This window comes from Candidatus Aciduliprofundum sp. HYA1 (assembly GCF_056175085.1).
The window spans coordinates 741,783-757,113 of the sequence record NZ_CM149694.1 but is presented as its reverse complement, the minus strand read 5'-3'; the positions used below and the strand labels follow the sequence as shown (position 1 = coordinate 757,113).

20 protein-coding genes are annotated in these 15,331 nt (G+C 45.5%); 13 read left to right on the top strand and 7 right to left on the bottom strand.

What is annotated here, in order from left to right:
* The first annotated feature begins 54 nt into the window (after nt 1–54).
* Nucleotides 55–2,259: a methionine--tRNA ligase gene (gene metG / locus AC0S1O_RS04150; protein WP_475393081.1), complete on the top strand. Its 2,205-nt coding sequence runs from the start codon at nt 55–57 to the stop codon at nt 2,257–2,259.
* Entirely contained in the window at nt 2,256–2,906 is a 651-nt protein-coding gene (locus AC0S1O_RS04145; protein WP_475393080.1) for a PHP domain-containing protein, read from the top strand. Before metG ends, AC0S1O_RS04145 begins: the two co-directional genes overlap by 4 nt.
* On the opposite strand, the gene AC0S1O_RS04140 is transcribed toward AC0S1O_RS04145, so the two are convergent.
* Nucleotides 2,903–3,235: a roadblock/LC7 domain-containing protein gene (locus AC0S1O_RS04140; protein WP_475393079.1), complete on the bottom strand. Its 333-nt coding sequence runs from the start codon at nt 3,233–3,235 to the stop codon at nt 2,903–2,905. The genes AC0S1O_RS04145 and AC0S1O_RS04140 overlap by 4 nt on opposite strands.
* Nucleotides 3,236–3,332: 97 nt before the next feature.
* Between AC0S1O_RS04140 and AC0S1O_RS04135 the strand changes: the two genes are divergently transcribed.
* A complete protein-coding gene (locus tag AC0S1O_RS04135; RefSeq protein ID WP_475393078.1) occupies nt 3,333–4,337 on the top strand; it encodes a calcium/sodium antiporter in 1,005 nt (334 codons plus the stop codon).
* On the opposite strand, the gene AC0S1O_RS04130 is transcribed toward AC0S1O_RS04135, so the two are convergent.
* On the bottom strand, nt 4,328–4,849 hold the full coding sequence (locus AC0S1O_RS04130; RefSeq protein ID WP_475393077.1) for a PDDEXK family nuclease: 522 nt from the start codon (nt 4,847–4,849) through the stop codon (nt 4,328–4,330). The genes AC0S1O_RS04135 and AC0S1O_RS04130 overlap by 10 nt on opposite strands.
* Before the next feature lie 81 nt (nt 4,850–4,930).
* Here AC0S1O_RS04130 and AC0S1O_RS04125 point away from each other — a divergent pair, with 81 nt between their 5' ends.
* Nucleotides 4,931–5,437 (top strand): CBS domain-containing protein, encoded by a 507-nt coding sequence (locus AC0S1O_RS04125; RefSeq protein ID WP_475393076.1) that lies wholly within the window; start codon nt 4,931–4,933, stop codon nt 5,435–5,437.
* A 1-nt stretch (nt 5,438) separates the two neighbouring features.
* On the opposite strand, the gene AC0S1O_RS04120 is transcribed toward AC0S1O_RS04125, so the two are convergent.
* Nucleotides 5,439–6,569, bottom strand: coding sequence for a tetratricopeptide repeat protein (locus AC0S1O_RS04120; RefSeq protein WP_475393075.1), 1,131 nt, complete (start codon nt 6,567–6,569; stop codon nt 5,439–5,441).
* A gap of 88 nt (nt 6,570–6,657) precedes the next feature.
* On the opposite strand from AC0S1O_RS04120, the gene AC0S1O_RS04115 reads away from it, so the two are divergent.
* The 3 genes from AC0S1O_RS04115 to AC0S1O_RS04105 are packed head-to-tail and all read left to right on the top strand — an operon-like array spanning nt 6,658 to nt 9,176.
* A complete protein-coding gene (locus AC0S1O_RS04115; protein WP_475393074.1) occupies nt 6,658–7,398 on the top strand; it encodes a glycerophosphodiester phosphodiesterase family protein in 741 nt (246 codons plus the stop codon).
* Nucleotides 7,399–7,437: 39 nt separating this feature from the next.
* Nucleotides 7,438–8,256 (top strand): bifunctional 5,10-methylenetetrahydrofolate dehydrogenase/5,10-methenyltetrahydrofolate cyclohydrolase, encoded by an 819-nt coding sequence (locus AC0S1O_RS04110; RefSeq protein ID WP_475393073.1) that lies wholly within the window; start codon nt 7,438–7,440, stop codon nt 8,254–8,256.
* Nucleotides 8,253–9,176, top strand: a complete 924-nt coding sequence (locus AC0S1O_RS04105) for a DNA methyltransferase (protein ID WP_475393072.1) — start codon at nt 8,253–8,255, stop codon at nt 9,174–9,176. The genes AC0S1O_RS04110 and AC0S1O_RS04105 overlap by 4 nt, the downstream gene beginning before the upstream one ends.
* Before the next feature lie 221 nt (nt 9,177–9,397).
* Here AC0S1O_RS04105 and AC0S1O_RS04100 read toward each other — a convergent pair whose 3' ends face one another.
* Nucleotides 9,398–9,790, bottom strand: a complete 393-nt coding sequence (locus AC0S1O_RS04100; protein ID WP_475393071.1) for a hypothetical protein — start codon at nt 9,788–9,790, stop codon at nt 9,398–9,400.
* A gap of 10 nt (nt 9,791–9,800) precedes the next feature.
* A complete protein-coding gene (locus AC0S1O_RS04095; RefSeq protein ID WP_475393070.1) occupies nt 9,801–10,238 on the bottom strand; it encodes a winged helix-turn-helix domain-containing protein in 438 nt (145 codons plus the stop codon).
* Nucleotides 10,239–10,375: 137 nt separating this feature from the next.
* On the opposite strand from AC0S1O_RS04095, the gene AC0S1O_RS04090 reads away from it, so the two are divergent.
* The 4 genes from AC0S1O_RS04090 to AC0S1O_RS04075 are packed head-to-tail and all read left to right on the top strand — an operon-like array spanning nt 10,376 to nt 12,490.
* Nucleotides 10,376–10,903, top strand: coding sequence for a zinc ribbon domain-containing protein (locus AC0S1O_RS04090; RefSeq protein WP_475393069.1), 528 nt, complete (start codon nt 10,376–10,378; stop codon nt 10,901–10,903).
* A complete protein-coding gene (locus AC0S1O_RS04085; protein ID WP_475394466.1) occupies nt 10,896–11,717 on the top strand; it encodes an NOP5/NOP56 family protein in 822 nt (273 codons plus the stop codon). The genes AC0S1O_RS04090 and AC0S1O_RS04085 overlap by 8 nt, the downstream gene beginning before the upstream one ends.
* Nucleotides 11,686–12,048 carry a molybdenum cofactor biosynthesis protein MoaE gene (locus AC0S1O_RS04080; RefSeq protein ID WP_475393068.1) on the top strand — a complete coding sequence of 121 codons (363 nt, stop codon included), beginning with the start codon at nt 11,686–11,688 and terminating at the stop codon, nt 12,046–12,048. Before AC0S1O_RS04085 ends, AC0S1O_RS04080 begins: the two co-directional genes overlap by 32 nt.
* 37 nt (nt 12,049–12,085) lie before the next feature.
* Nucleotides 12,086–12,490: an OsmC family protein gene (locus AC0S1O_RS04075; RefSeq protein ID WP_475393067.1), complete on the top strand. Its 405-nt coding sequence runs from the start codon at nt 12,086–12,088 to the stop codon at nt 12,488–12,490.
* Between the two features lies 1 nt (nt 12,491).
* Here the strand turns inward: AC0S1O_RS04075 and thiE are convergent, their stop codons facing one another.
* Nucleotides 12,492–13,121: a thiamine phosphate synthase gene (gene thiE / locus AC0S1O_RS04070; RefSeq protein ID WP_475393066.1), complete on the bottom strand. Its 630-nt coding sequence runs from the start codon at nt 13,119–13,121 to the stop codon at nt 12,492–12,494.
* Nucleotides 13,122–13,170: 49 nt separating this feature from the next.
* On the opposite strand from thiE, the gene AC0S1O_RS04065 reads away from it, so the two are divergent.
* On the top strand, nt 13,171–13,821 hold the full coding sequence (locus AC0S1O_RS04065) for a HesA/MoeB/ThiF family protein (RefSeq protein ID WP_475393065.1): 651 nt from the start codon (nt 13,171–13,173) through the stop codon (nt 13,819–13,821).
* Nucleotides 13,818–14,051: a MoaD/ThiS family protein gene (locus tag AC0S1O_RS04060; RefSeq protein WP_475393064.1), complete on the top strand. Its 234-nt coding sequence runs from the start codon at nt 13,818–13,820 to the stop codon at nt 14,049–14,051. The genes AC0S1O_RS04065 and AC0S1O_RS04060 overlap by 4 nt, the downstream gene beginning before the upstream one ends.
* On the opposite strand, the gene AC0S1O_RS04055 is transcribed toward AC0S1O_RS04060, so the two are convergent.
* Nucleotides 14,048–15,124, bottom strand: coding sequence for a M24 family metallopeptidase (locus AC0S1O_RS04055; protein WP_475393063.1), 1,077 nt, complete (start codon nt 15,122–15,124; stop codon nt 14,048–14,050). The genes AC0S1O_RS04060 and AC0S1O_RS04055 overlap by 4 nt on opposite strands.
* Nucleotides 15,125–15,331 lie beyond the last annotated feature (207 nt).

The window sequence follows — 15,331 nt, the reverse complement described above, 5'->3', positions numbered from 1 at the left end:
TCAAGTATAAATAGCATATGGAAAAATTAAATATTTGAGAGGTTATACAGCCCTATGCGAATATTCATAGGAGTTGCCTGGCCCTACGCGAACGGTCCCGTTCATCTCGGGCACATTGTGGGGGCATATTTGCCCGCGGACATATTTGCAAGATACCAAAGAATGCAGGGTAATGAGGTGCTTATGGTTTCTGGAAGCGATCAGCACGGCACTCCCATTACCCTAACGGCTGAGAAGGAGGGTGTGAGCCCGCAGGAGATAGCAGACAGGTACCACAAAATCAACTCAGAGGTTATGGAGAAAATGGGCATATCCTTTGATCTCTTCTTCCGCACATCCGATCCGGCCCACAAGGATGTGGTGAAGAGGTTCTTCCTCAGGCTTTACGAGAATGGCTATCTTTACAGAGACAAGATGCTCCTTCCCTACTGTCCCTCGTGCCACAGATTCCTTCCAGACAGGTATGTTGTGGGCACCTGCCCCTACTGCGGGTACGAGAACGCCCGGGGTGATCAGTGCGATAACTGCGGTCGCACCCTGGATCCCAAGGATTTGATAAATCCGAAGTGCGCAATATGCGGTTCCACGCCTGAGTTTCGCGAAACGGAGCACGTGTTTTTTGCACTTTCCAAACTGGAAAAAAGGTTACTCGGATGGCTCGCCGATAAAACTTATTGGAGAAGCAATGTGCTGAATTTCACCAGAAACTTCATAAAATCAGGGCTCAAGGACAGGGCCATAACCAGGGACATAGAATGGGGCGTGGAAGTCCCGCTTAAGGGATTTGAGAACAAGCGCATCTATGTATGGTTTGATGCCGTGATAGGATATCTATCCGCAAGCGTTGAGTGGGCCAGGCGCACGGGCAAAAGTTGGCGTGCCTTCTGGATGGACAAGGATGCGAGGCACTACTACTTCCTCGGTAAGGATAACATCCCGTTCCACACAATAATATGGCCCGCTATGCTCATGGCCCATGGAGAGCTGAACCTGCCCTACAACGTTGTGGCCAACGAGTATCTTCGTTTTTCAGGAGAGAAGTTCTCCAAGAGCCGCGGTATCGGTGTGTGGATGCCGGAACTTCTTGATGCATTCCATCCTGACATAATCAGGTTCTACGGCACAATGAATATGCCCGAAGGCCGCGACTCCGATTTCACCTGGGACGATTTCGTGCAGAAGGTCAATGAGGAGTTGATTGATAAATTTGCAAACTTCGTGCATCGTGCGTTGATCTTCGCGTACCGCAATTTTGGAGAGGTACCCCACAGGGGCGAGGTGGACGAGATTGACAGAGAGGCCATAAAGACCATAATGCAGACAATGAAAAATATGCAGAAGTACCTTGAAAATGTTGAACTCAAGAAAGCGTTTAAAGAGTGGATGAACCTGGCCAGATTCGGAAATGTGTACTTTGACCGCAAGGCACCCTGGGCCCTGTGCAAGGAAAATAAAGAGAGATGTGCCACAGCCATAAACATCTCATTGCAGATCGTCCAGGCCCTGGCGATTCTCGGTGCACCTTTCTTGCCGTTCACCGCTGAGAGAGTATGGAAATTTTTGGGCAATGAGGACTCCATATTTGAGCACAGATATGTGGAGGCCATAAAGAACCTGCAGGAGGGAAGAAAATTGAGTAAGCCAGAAGTGCTATTTGAGAAGATAAAGAGGGAAGAGGAGAGATACGAGAAGTGGGAGCAGATTGACCTGAGGGTTGCCCTGGTTGAAAGTGTGGAGGACCATCCAAATGCAGATAAACTCTACGTGCTACGAATAGATCTGGGCGATGAGAAGAGAACATTGATTGCGGGATTGAAGAGATTCTACAAGAAGGAGGAACTTCTGGGAAAGAAACTCGTAGTGGTGTGCAATCTTGAGCCCGCAAATTTCAGAGGAATAAGAAGTGAGGGCATGCTTCTGGCGGGAGAGGATGAGGAAACTGTGGGCTTTTTGACGCCTCAGGGAGATGTGGAGCACGGAGCAAGGGTGCAGGCAAACGGTGTGCATTCAGCTCCCAAGGGAATTTTGAAGTTCAAGAAGTTCCAGAAGATGAAGATGGAAGTGGTGGACATCATAAAGAGGGATGGGAAGATCGTGGCCGTGGGAAAGGAAGAATATATCATAGATTACAGACCCGCAGAGAACTGGGCAGGAAAGCAAGGCGTGGTTTTCCACGACAAAAAGCCGCTCATCCTGCATGTGGGTGATGTACCCATAGCTCCCGTGAGGTATGTTAAGCCCGGGGGAAAAATAAGATGAGGGTGGATATGCACACCCACTCCATCTACTCTCCCGATGGAAAGGTACCCATAAAAGAGATGCTGAAAATAGCGAAAAAGGTTGGGCTGGGAGGCATAGCCATAACTGACCACAACGAGATAAGGGGTGCGATTGAGGCAAAGAAGATTGGGATCTTGCCCGTTATTCGCGGAATTGAGATTTCCACCTCAGAGGGGCATGTGCTCGCCTACGGGCTGGATTGCAAGATTCCGAGGGATATGGGCATTGGAGAAACAATAGACAGGATCCACGATTGCGGGGGCATAGCCGTGGCAGCCCACCCATACCGCTTCTGGTCAGGGATCGGAGAGGAGAATGCGAGAAATTTCGGTTTTGATGCCATTGAAATCTTCAACGGAAGGTGCAAAAGGAAATCAAACGAAAGAGCAAAAAATCTGGTGCGGGAGTTGGGAAAGCCGTACACTGCAGGAAGCGATGCCCATTTTCCGGATGAGATAGGTAAGGCAGGCATAATCGTGGACGCCCTGGATGAGGAGGATGTTATCGAGGCCATACTGAAGAAAAGGGTGAAAATATTTGGAAGTTCAAGAAGTGCGTCGGAAACTATTAGGTATGTTAAAAAGGCAGTTGGCGAGTGGATAGGCAGGGGATTCAGGAGAATTTAGATCAGATTATCAAATTCCCTTACTATTTCATTCAAATTCTCATAAACATCCTCGCTGGCAAGTATAACAAGCACACCCTTCTTACCTGCAGGTATCACGATAAACTTTTTTCCATCCTCAAAATGGGCAACCACCCTCTTAACCAAACCCACTCCCACGGAGGCTGTTTCTGCCGCCCCGAGGATTATAGCACTCATTGCGGAGAAGGTATCCGATTCTTCAAAATTATCTCCATCAATAAACATACCTGTTCTGCTTATAAGTGCCACCTTCTCAACGCCCCCCATGCTCCTTATTTCATCAAGAAGCTCCTTTCTTGTACGTACCATTGAGATGCCATATACTCCTAGATATAAATATTTTTCTGAGAAATTTGCGCTCGGAGAGTATCAAATTTAATATACATCGTGGAATTTAAGGTATCAAATGAAAAATGCAGGAGCACTGGTGTACCTATCCATCATTCTCCTCTCGGTACCTGCCTACCTTGTTATGCGTGGCAATTTACATTCTCTACCGATTTTGACGATAAATTTCATAATTGGTATATACCTGCTTGTTAAGGGAAGCGACTATTTTGTTGAAGGTGCTGCCAGCATAGCCGCCCACAAAAATGTGAGCGAGCACACAATTGGGTTAACCCTGGTGGCCCTGGCAACCTCTCTACCCGAATTCGCGGTTTCAACACTTGCATCCTATACAGGACATCCCGTAACATCCTGGGGAAACGCCGTGGGAAGCAACATAGCCAATATAGGTCTCGTGCTCGGCCTGGCCGCAATCATGATGCCCCTATCCCTTTCAAGGCACATAAAGAAGGATGCAGGTATTCTGGTACTTGTCACGGGCATCCTTGCCTTCCTAATACTCCTATTTCACGCCCTTCTCTGGTGGATGGGAGTTCTGTTCATCATAATCTACGCACTCTACATCTGGGAAATAAAAGGGCGCAAGGAGGAGATCGAGGAGGTACCGATTGAACATTCATGGCTTTGGTCATGGGTCCACGTGCTCACCGGTGCCGCTGGAATAGTGTGGGGCGCAGAGGTGGTCATAAAATCGGCAGTGAACATCGCAATTGTGATGCACATACCTGAGATAATAATAGCAATCACCGCAATCGCAATAGGCACCTCCCTTCCAGAAATGGCAACAAGCATCGCAGCATCCTTAAAGAAAAAGTACGGAATAGCCGTGGGAAACGTTATTGGGAGCAATATTTTCAACACCCTGATAGTTCTGGGAGGATCCGCAATTCTAAATCCAATAAGAGTACCAAACTCGGATATCACAAACAATCTGATTTTCCTTGGAATATTCACCATCGCCGCAGCGCTCATGTGCATGAAGAAGAGGATAAGAAGATGGGAGGGTGCAATTCTCATTCTTCTCTACGCAGTGTTCTTCTCATTTCTCATACTCTATCCCTGATTCACATAGGATAGAAACTTGCTGAGGGGCATGCCTTCGTCCCACCTGAGAACAAAATTACCCTCCCGGGTTAATGGAATAGTTGGCACAGTTTCGGATAGCAACTTTATCCTGCCTGTGAGTCCACCAACGGGGAGAGAGAACAGGCGCCATGGATCACCCCTGAAACCCTTGAGCCGGTAGGCATATATACCAAGTATTCTGGCTCTTTCGCATTCCCTAAGAAATTCCTCCGCCTGTTCCTGGGCCCTCGCACTTGAGTGGGTGAACACTATTTTTCGGGATGAGGCAGATTTTACCTCTATGGGAAAGGAATAATCATCCCTTATGGCTATGAGATCCACACCCAGGGAGCCGGCAGCACGAATTACCATGAATGGCCTCTCCATGGAACTTTTATACCATCTGAACTCCTCCTCGCTCAGAGATTTGCTGAATTTGAATATGTACTTACCATCGCCTGAGAGTATGCCCTTCAACTCACGCTCGTATATGGAGCCTTTTTTACCCAAGGAATCACCCCTACCCCATCTGCAAAATGATTAAAAGGTTTTTCACCATAACTTTATATATGTGTTTTGCGATGATTGCCCATGAACGATCACAGGGATCTCCAGTACGTTTTGAAAAATTTCTATCGCGTTCCTGTGGAACATATTATGACCAAGGACCTCTGGAACATGCCCATGCTCCCAAAGGATGCATCAATTGAGGATGTACTATCCATCATGTCCGCCAGAAGACATGTTTGGATAATGGAAAAAAAGGGAAGCACCAAGGTTGTGGGGGTCATAACTGAAAAGGACCTGCTCAACATAATGGCACCAAAGAGGATACAGCCCTACGTGATAGGGGGCATAGACCTTTCCTCACTTCTTCTCGGAAATGTTAGAAAAGCGGAGGATTTGATGTGCAAAAAACTCATAGTTGCTCACCCAAAGGATAAGATCGAAGACGTGCTTGATAAGATGCGCTCTTATAGGCTCAGAAGATTGCCCGTGATCGATGAACATGGAAACCTCATTGGGGAGATAACCATAAAGAGCCTCATAATCCAGTTCAGAAAGGTGCTAAAGTGGTACAGAATAACCAAGGATTGATTCACTTTCCATTATTCAACATTGAATAGTTCTCCTTGGCCTGTGTTCCATTCGGATTCACTTCCATTGCCTTCTCCAGGTACCTTCTCGCCTCCTCTATTTTCCCCTTGCGCATAAGGCACCTACCGAGATTGTTGAGGGCAAGATAGCAGTCAGGGTTCCTCCTGAGTATGGATTTATAAACATCCATGGCTTTGTTTATCTCGCCCTTCCTGTAATAGAGGTTGCCAAGATTCGTTCTGTACTCATCGCTTTCCCTGATTTTTAGCGCCTCCCTTATGTATTTTTCGCTTTCATCAAATCTCTTCATATGCATAAGTGCGACTCCCATGCCGTTGAACACTGACGAATATATTTGGCCCTTCTTGTGCAGGGATTTGAACACGGAATATGCCCTCTCCCAGTTACCCTTCCTCAACTCCTCGTATCCCCTTTCAATCTCCCTGCTCACCCAATCCTGCTTCTTCAGGGCATAGAGGGAGGCGAATAGGAAGATGGAGAACAGAATGGTGGAAATCACTATTATCGCCATGTCGTACATCCCGTAGGAACCGTTGCTCTTTATCCTTAAAACCTCATGGTACGGTGGAAGCAGGAAAAAGGCAAGGGAGAGCGCTATGTAACCCAGGTACGATTCTATGGCTATTCCACGCCTTAGGGAAATTATTAGCCCACCAACAATCAATCCAGCGGATATGACAATTATCGCAGTATCAAATGAGGAAACTGCCATATTCAACATGGCTTCAATTGGCGGAAGGAGGACCAATATTGCAAATCCCAGAAATACGAGAAAAATACCCCAGCGATTTCCAATGCCCTCCGCCCTGCTGAAAATAAGAAGTAGGAGGGCTGCGAGTATTAAAATCCCTCCTGCAAACCAGTTGAAAAATAAAACAACAGCGCCTATAACAATCACCGCAACTGCGGGCCAGAAGTATATGCCTCTGCCCCCGACAAAGAAGGAGTAAAAGAAGGTCATGCCCAGAGATATCAGACCCAGGATGAGAATTGTCTGAGATGAAAACAGGAATAAAGCCGTATCGGGGGGAACATTTGAAAAGTATATTGCCCATCCTATCGCAACCGTGAGGGTATCAAGGACCAACAAAGCAAGTAAATTTCGATCCATACGAAAATGGATTGCAGAATCATTATTTAAATTTTCGCCAGCACGCAAAAATTTAAGGATACCAGATACATTCACCTTCGGTGAAAATATGAGCATATGGGACTCTGAAAAAATTCTGATACTGGGCCACAGGGGATTCAAAAAGAAATACCCGGAGAACACCGTGCTTTCCTTTTTGGAGGCCGTGATGCATGGGGCAGATGGAATCGAACTGGATGTTTGGCTCACAAAGGATGAAAAAGTGGTCATAGGGCATGATGAAGATTTCAAAAGGGTTGCAGATGTCGCAAGAAAGATCAAAGACAGCACCCTTGCAGAACTGAAAAAAATAGATCTGGGAATGGGACAGAACGTGCCAACCCTGGGTGAGATATTCGATTCAATGCCTGAAAAAACGTTGATAAACGTTGAGATAAAGGATATTGACACCGTTGAAAAGGTCCTTGCGCTCATAGAAGAATATGGAGTTGAGGATAGAGTTATGGTCTCCTCCTTCAACGTTGATGCGCTGAGAAAAGTCAGAGAGATGAATGAAGAAATAACCCTGGGGTTGCTCATTGAGGACGAGAAGATCCTACCGAGGGTCCCTCAACTTGCAAGGGAACTGAATCTTTACTCTGTAAACATACCCATAGATGCACTGGAAATATTCACCCTGGATCAATTCAAGCAGGCAATCCTGCAATTCAAGGCACTGGGACTTCACATAGTTCTCTGGGCAGACAGGGATGCTCTCTTCTACCAGGACAACAATATTCTGAAAATAGCTCCCCTCGTGGACATCGTGATCACGGACGATGTGGAAAGAATGAGATCCTTGCTTTCATAGTTCAAAAAATTTTAATCCTTTCAATGTTTAAAGGCACCTATGATCATAGAGTGCAAATCCATAGCCAAGGAGATTAGAGAGAGAGCGAAGGAGGAGGCAGGAGGCAAGAAACTATGGCTCCACAACATAGTCGTGGGTGATGATGAGGCCTCGCTTGTATATGCAAGATCAAACCTGAAACTTCTCCGCAAACTTGGGTTTGGTGGGAAGATTCACCATTTGCAGGGTGCCTCCGAGAAGGATGTCCTGTCCCTAATTGAAGATCTGAACAGAGAGGAAAATGTGCACGGGATCATGGTAAATTTTCCCCTTCCCATGGGAATCAGCGATATGAAGGTAAGAAACGCAATTTCACCGATTAAGGATGTGGATGGAATAAACCCGGTAAACTACGGGAAACTCCTGCTGAGGGAGGAGGTACTTGTGCCAAACACCCCCCGGGCGGTTATCAGGATCCTTGAAAAAATCACAGAACTCCGAGGCAAGGATGTCCTCATAATAAACAGAACTCCAGTGGTAGGCAAGCCCCTTGCCCTCATGCTCCTCAACAGGGACGCAACACCCACCATTGCCCATTCAAAAACAAAGGACCTAAAGGAGAAGGCAAGAAACGCCGATGTGGTGGTAGTTGCCGTTGGAAAGCCAAAATTCCTGAAGGAGAATATGGTGAAAAAAGATGCCATTGTGATTGATGTGGGCATAAATGTTGTTAATGGAAAAATCGTTGGAGATGCGGATTTTGATGCCCTGAAGGATAAGGCCCACATAACCCCCGTGCCGGGAGGTGTGGGCACAGTGACCAATGCCTGCCTGGTAGAAAACTTGGTTAAGGCGGCGAAACTGCAGGGAGCAATATGAATCTTATATTAGAGTTCTGGGGAGATAGAGAGGACCTTCCCATGGCCGAGTTCAGGGGAATAATGGAAGGTGAGAGAAAAAATTACAGAATATTAGAGGTGGATTATCCTATAGGGGTGGTGGATACGGAGGATTTTTTCCCTCTGCATCGTGCAGGGCTATTGAGGAGGGTATCAAAACACATTTACTCAGGCAAGGAGATTCCAAATTTGGAGATGCAGTTGGAGAGCTACGCCATAAGGGTCAGGGGAGGTAGAAGTGAAGAGATCATACCCGTCCTTGCCAGGGGGATAAAAGGAAGGGTGAATCTCAAAAATCCGAAAAACTTGGTCATGGTTTACAGGGGCAAAAAATTGCACGTTGGACTGGAAATAATGCACCTTGAAAGCAATAATTTTGAATCAAGGAGAAGTAAAAATCTTCCCATTTCCTATCCCATCACAATGCATCCTCGCCTGGCAAGGTTCATGGTGAACCTGGCAAGGGTGAAGAAGGGAGATAAAATTCTCGATCCCTTTTGCGGAACTGGAAGCATTCTCATAGAGGCGGGCCTGATTGGCATGAAAATTTATGGCTCGGATATAGAGATGAAGATGATAGAGGCTGCGAGAACGAACCTGAAAAAATTCAGAATTGAGGCAAAATTGGAGATCAGGGATGTGGGAGATATTGAAGGACATTACGATGCCATCGTTACCGATCCGCCCTATGGAAGATCCTCATCCACGGGAGGAGAGAGAATATACGAACTTTACAGCAGGGCTTTTGAGGCTTTTTCCAATGTCACCAGTAGGGTTGTTATTGCCCTTCCAGATGAGAGGGCCATAAAAATTGGAAAGAGGCACTTTGATTTAAAAGAGTTATATCCTTACCGGGTTCATAAATCTCTTACCAGATATTTCGCATATTTCCATACTTAAAAAATTTGCGAATTTTTAAAACCTTTATATCCTTTGTTAGGGATTTGGCCATTCTGCGAGGAACACCTTCTTTTCTTAACGTTCTAAAAAATATCATTTTATACCTTCTCACCTGAAGATGATACCTGAAGTAACTTAATAAAATAGAGATGATTAAGAGTGGCAAGTACGCCAAAAGGTATAGAATTTCCGATTTTTCCATCCTTGATCCCTCTGATTATTCACTCCTTTTCCTTATCGATTTCCTCCATAGTTTCTTTTATTGTCTTATCTACAATTTCTTCAACATCTACCCCCTCTTTAGAATATCCTGCCCATTTCTTCCAGTTACCCTCAGAGAACATTTTTTTCAGGAGACCCACTATATCCCTGCTCTCCATGAATTCTCTGGTAAGCTGAAATGCCTGATTCTTATCCATACCTGCATCAATCATGGACCTGTAGAAATTGGCCACCTGCCTGCCAAAATCTTCTGCACTCTGCGAGGAATACAAGGCATCAACTATGCCTCTTATTATCGCAGGCACTGTGTTCTGAAGCGTTTCCATGACTTCTTTAAACTCTCTAATATCCTCTTCATTTTCCACATTATCTTTTTTCTTCTCTTCGCCCATATTTATCACCTCATTTCTCTTTATGTTTATCACCCTTTATATTAATGCCGAGCACTTTTAACCACTTCTTAATTGCATATTCGGATACAGAATATAACTTCTCATTCTTTCTCTCCTCACACTCCACTATCCCAAGTTCTAAAAGCTCGGCGAGTTTCTCCCTGACAACACGACGAGAAGCCTTGCCACGGGATTTCCTCAACTCATCTGCAATTCTGGATGTATTCAACTCCCCATAGGAGAACAGGATTTCTATTATATCCCGTGAAATCGGATCCTTAACTTCAGGAAAAATTATGGAGGGGCTGATTTTACCGTATTCCATATAAATATTTATCAATCGCATATAAGAGGCAAGAATGTGTCTCACGTATTGAAAATATTCGTTATCCAGATACCGAGATATGAGTTCCTCAATTTTTTCTATTCTTTTCCCAATATCATCCACAGCCCTTCTATGGTGGTCTCCATATTTATAGGTTTTGAGCAGGAATACCAATTTTAAATTCACAATTCATTAAAGGCAAAACCAAACACCTTTTTACCAGTGGAAAATGTTAAATCCCCGCACCTCATAAGGCGATTATGAAGTACTGCCCAAACTGCGGTGCCAAGCTCAGCGACAATGCAAATTTCTGTCCATTCTGCGGTGCAAAACTTGAGGATTATGTGGTTTTTGAGAAGCCAAAGATAGAGATTTCCGAGGACATGACCTGCAGGCACTGCGGCAAGGGTAAACTCATGCTTGTGGATGCAGAGAGCGATATTCCCCTTTACATGTGTCCCCACTGCGGCTGGTACTACGGAGATTTCCTGGGCACTGGAAGGGCCATATACTACGATTCCCTGCACCTGAAAATAGGGAGGATAATAAAGGCAGAGATAAGAATGCGCGGGCATCTTAGAGTTACCATCAAGAAGGGAAAGAGCCTTGACGACGAGGGCCTTACAGAGATGGCAAGGTACCTCCACGAAGATTTGAAAGAGTATGATATAGGCACAATAAGAGATGCCCTTGTTTACCTGATAGAGGAGGGTGTGGTGAGAAGTTACATTGAAGAACTCAACGAAGAATTTCTCTGGTTTGGGGTGAGGCTCATTGATAGTGATTAAATGGTACGGAGCGTTCAAAATTGAAGGTGGAAAAACAGTTTCCAAAATTCTTTTCCCCAGGGACAAAAGGGCTGAAATTCTTAGAAGAATCAGGATGGGTGATCTCTCAGATATAAAGGAACTGGGCGATGGAGAAATAAAGTTTGTGGGCGAGATAAAATCAAGGAGCGAGATGATAGATACGGCCATAGAACTGGCAAGGATGGAGATGAAGAACTCCCTGGGTGAGGATTACATACTCATAGAGATGCTCAACACCTACGACGATATAGTGTCAACCCTCAATCTGTTAACCGAGCGGCTCATTGAATGGGATAAGATAAGAGAGATAAAGGGAGAAGATCAAGAGGTTGCCGATATTCTGAAGGAAGAAGTAAAGAGAATGGAAATCCTGAGAGACGAAATTTCAAAAAATATTGATTCCCTTGCAAATTCCCTATGCCCAAATATCTCCTCTCTCGTGGGTACAATAACGGCTGCAAGGCTCATAGCCTCTGCGGGAGGACTAGGAAGGTTAGCAAAACTACCGGCAAGTACAATTCAGGTTTTGGGTGCCGAGGAGGCCTTTTTCAGGCACCTCAAATCAGGTGCAAAATGCCCCAAGCATGGAATAATATTTCGCGTGCCCATGGTGAGAAACTCGCCAAAAAAAATGAGGGGTAAAATATCCAGAACTCTGGCATCCAAGATCGCCATAGCTGCCCGGGTAGATTACTACGGTGGTAAATTCATTGGAGATGTGCTCAAAAAAGAGCTGCAGGAACGCGTGGAGGAGATAAAGAATGATTCTCATAGGAAACAAAGGAGAAGATGAAATTCTAAATCTCGCAGGAAAACGGATGGGGAGCGTTGTGGCCTATTTTGGATACGTGCGCGAATTTGCCCACGGAAAAATGGTACACGGTATGACTGCGGAGAAAACCCAAGAAACTGAGAGGATCATGAGAAAAATTGAGGAGGAAATAAGAACAAAATTTCCCATAGAGAATGTGGTGCTGTACCACAGCATCGGAGACCTGCGAGTGGGAGAACTTCTGGCTGCCGTAGTCGTATCATCCGTGCACAGGAAGGAAGGTTTCGAGGCCTGCAGATACGGAATAGATAGAATAAAGGAACTTGAACCTGTAAGGCGGGAGGAGTTCTGAGCGTGGTAATTATTTAATATCCATTGCATTTTAACCCATGGCAAATGAGATGCGTGTTAGGGTTCATAACGATTTGCTTATAACCGCAGAAGATGAGAAAAACGCTCTTATCCTCTCTGGCAATGAAAAGGCGATGACTCCCATGAAGGCCCTCCTTGCAAGCCTCGGTGGTTGTACGGGAATTGACGTTCTTATGATTCTTCAAAAGATGCGCGAGAAAGTTAAGGAAGTGAACGTGTACATTGACTACGAAAGAGCAAGGGATTACCCAAAAATTTACACAAAAATCCACATAAAATACGTTATTGTTGGAGATGTGAGAGAGGAGAGCGTTGAGAAGGCCATAAAACTGTCAGAAGAGAAGTACTGCTCCATAAGTGCAATGCTTTCAAAGAGCACGGAAATTACGAGAAGTTACGAAATAATAGGAGATATTGAATAAATCAGATCCTATCCTCTATAATTCTTCTGAACTCCCTCGCGGCCCTCTCAATATCCTTGGCACCCATAATGGCCGATACAATGGCCACCCCCTGAACACCTCTATCAAGCACTTCGGACAAGTTCTCAAGGTTTATGCCTCCTATGGCCACCACAGGAACGTTGACGCTCTTAACAATCTTATAAAGTCCGTCAAGACCAATGTACCTGGCATTCTCCTTTGTCCTTGTTGGAAATACACTACCGGCTCCTATGTAATCGGCACCCATTTTTTCCACCTGAATGGCCTCTTCAACCGTTGAGGCGGATGCCCCTATTATAAGATCTTCAGCGATTCTCCGTGCAACTTCAACGGGCATATCCTCTCTGCCAAGATGCACCCCATCTGCCCCGATGGCTAGGGCGACATCCACACGATCATTCACAATGAAAAGAGCATCGTATTCATCTGTCAGTTTCCTTATTTTTCTCCCAACCTCGATCATCCTTCTCGTGGTGGCATTTTTCATTCTCAACTGTATAGCCGTGGCCCCACCTTCCAGGGCCATCTCTGTGCCCTTTACCTCATCCACAAAACGGGCATCGGTGATGACGTATAATTTCAATTTGTCCTTCCACTGCACAATGCTCATTCAAGGCGATTATGAAAAACATTAATTAATAATTTCCCTATGGAGCATCATGGAGGATAGGTACTCCCGGCAGAGAGCTCTAATCTCCCAAGAAGATTTGAGAAAGGCAAGCGTCCTAATTGCGGGCGTTGGGGGTCTTGGAGGTTTCTCATCCATGAATCTCGCCTTGGCGGGTGTGGGAAAAATAATACTCGTGGATCATGACAATGTTGAGGAGAGCAACCTGAACAGACAGGTTTTATACCACGAGGGGGATGTGGGGAAGAAAAAGGTGTATGTGGCTGCAAGAAGGTTGAAAGAATTGAATCCTCAGGTTGAGATCGTTCCTTTAGATGGGAAAATAGAGAATGTGAAAATATCCCATAGGGTGGATATCGTGGTGGACGGCCTTGATAATATCGAATCCAGATTAATTGCCCAGGAATTCGCATTATCCCACAATGTGCCATTTGTTTTCGGTGCTGTGGAGGGGTACATGGGCATGCTCACCTTCATAGATTCCTCCACAAAAAGGCTTGAGGATTTCATTTCAAAATTTCCACGGAAAGAGGTGCAGGTTCTCGCTGCAACCGCCTCTTTCACAGCTTCACTTCAGGCCCTAGAGGTCATAAAATACCTCTCAGGCAAGGGTGATCTCCTTCGCAACCGGCTGCTTATCTACGATGCCCTCAGCACCAATTTTCTGGAGGTGAAATTATGAAGATTCTTGTTCGCTATTTTGGCAGATTCGCTGCGGAAATTGGGAAATTTTCTGAGGAAATTGAGATTTCCGATAATGCTACCGTGAGTGATTTAATTGAGAGCCTAAAGAAAAAATATCCCGTGCTGAAAAATGAGATAATTGAGGTATCCATAAACGGAAGGTACGCAAGAGAGAGTGATCCCCTTGATAATGAGGTATCCATATACCCGCCCATAAGCGGTGGCTAGGTTACCTTTTCCACTCCATCTTTTCCAACTATATACGTGTCCTCCTTCTTAATGGCTCCCTCTGGGAGCATGAGGGGCGGATGCACTATTGCAAGGGCCATGCCCTCCTGAACCTTCCAGAATCGATGCCCAACGATTATTGTGGTTATGGGCGGCTCCTCTATGAGCAATCCCACACCATGAGTGTATCCCTTGATGTACTGCTCATCAAATCTCTCGTGGCGATAAATCTCCTGAATCTTCTTCTCCACATGGTTGAATGCAACTCCAGGCCTTGTGGATTCCACAGCAATCTTATAGCTCAATTCCTTGACTTCAAGGGCCCTCTTTACCTCTCTTCCCGGCTCGCCAATGATGAATGTCCTTGCCATATTTGCATAATAATTGTTGTAATCCGCGCCAATTACAACCGTAACCACGGAATCCCTCTTCACATATAGATCCCGAAATGGTTCCGCATGAACCCGGGGAGTGGTGGAAACATATACCTTGGGGTCCTCGCTCCCTTCCTGCATAAGGGTATGCGAAATCTCCGAGGCAATTTGCAACTCGCTCATTCCGGGCTTTATTGTTTCTTCCGCAATCTGCATGCCTTTTGATGCAATCTTCCCCGCCTTTCTTATGTTATCCTGCTCCCACTCATCTTTTATCATACGAAGCTGGAATGTCAGGTCAAGAATATCCACGATTTCCACTTCTGGATTGAGGCGCTGAAATACCTTGAGAAAGAGAAGATACGCATCCCTCTCCACCGAGAATTCCAGACCTACACGTTTGAAACCATTGCTTTTTATCCAGGAAACCACCGAGGCCATCAGGGTTTCCACATCCTGATACTCCACAACCTCGCTGATCCATGAGCGATTTCTGAATTCCTCCGCCTCACCCTCCACAACGAAAACTATAGGATCTCCTTCCGCAGGAACAAGCAGGGAGGGCCGGAGCCACCTCGTGCCCGTGAAGTACGTGAATGTGGATAAGGCACGTATCACCGCACCGTCTATATCATTCTCTCTCAGCAGTGCCTGAAATTTGCAAAGTCGCGATTTGAACATGTCGGGATTTCCTCTCATTGCATCTTCATTGTGTCCACAGATTTAAGGGTTTCTGGACATAATTGTTTAACCATGTTTTATTTTGTTCCAAACTTTAGTTGATGTCATATCTACAGTGAGCATAAACAATCATCATAGGGGGCATCATTTTCATTTTTCCATTTTCTTTCTCCACCATATAGATGTCATCCCATATGAGAATGAGGTCAGCCCTCAAGTTCAGGT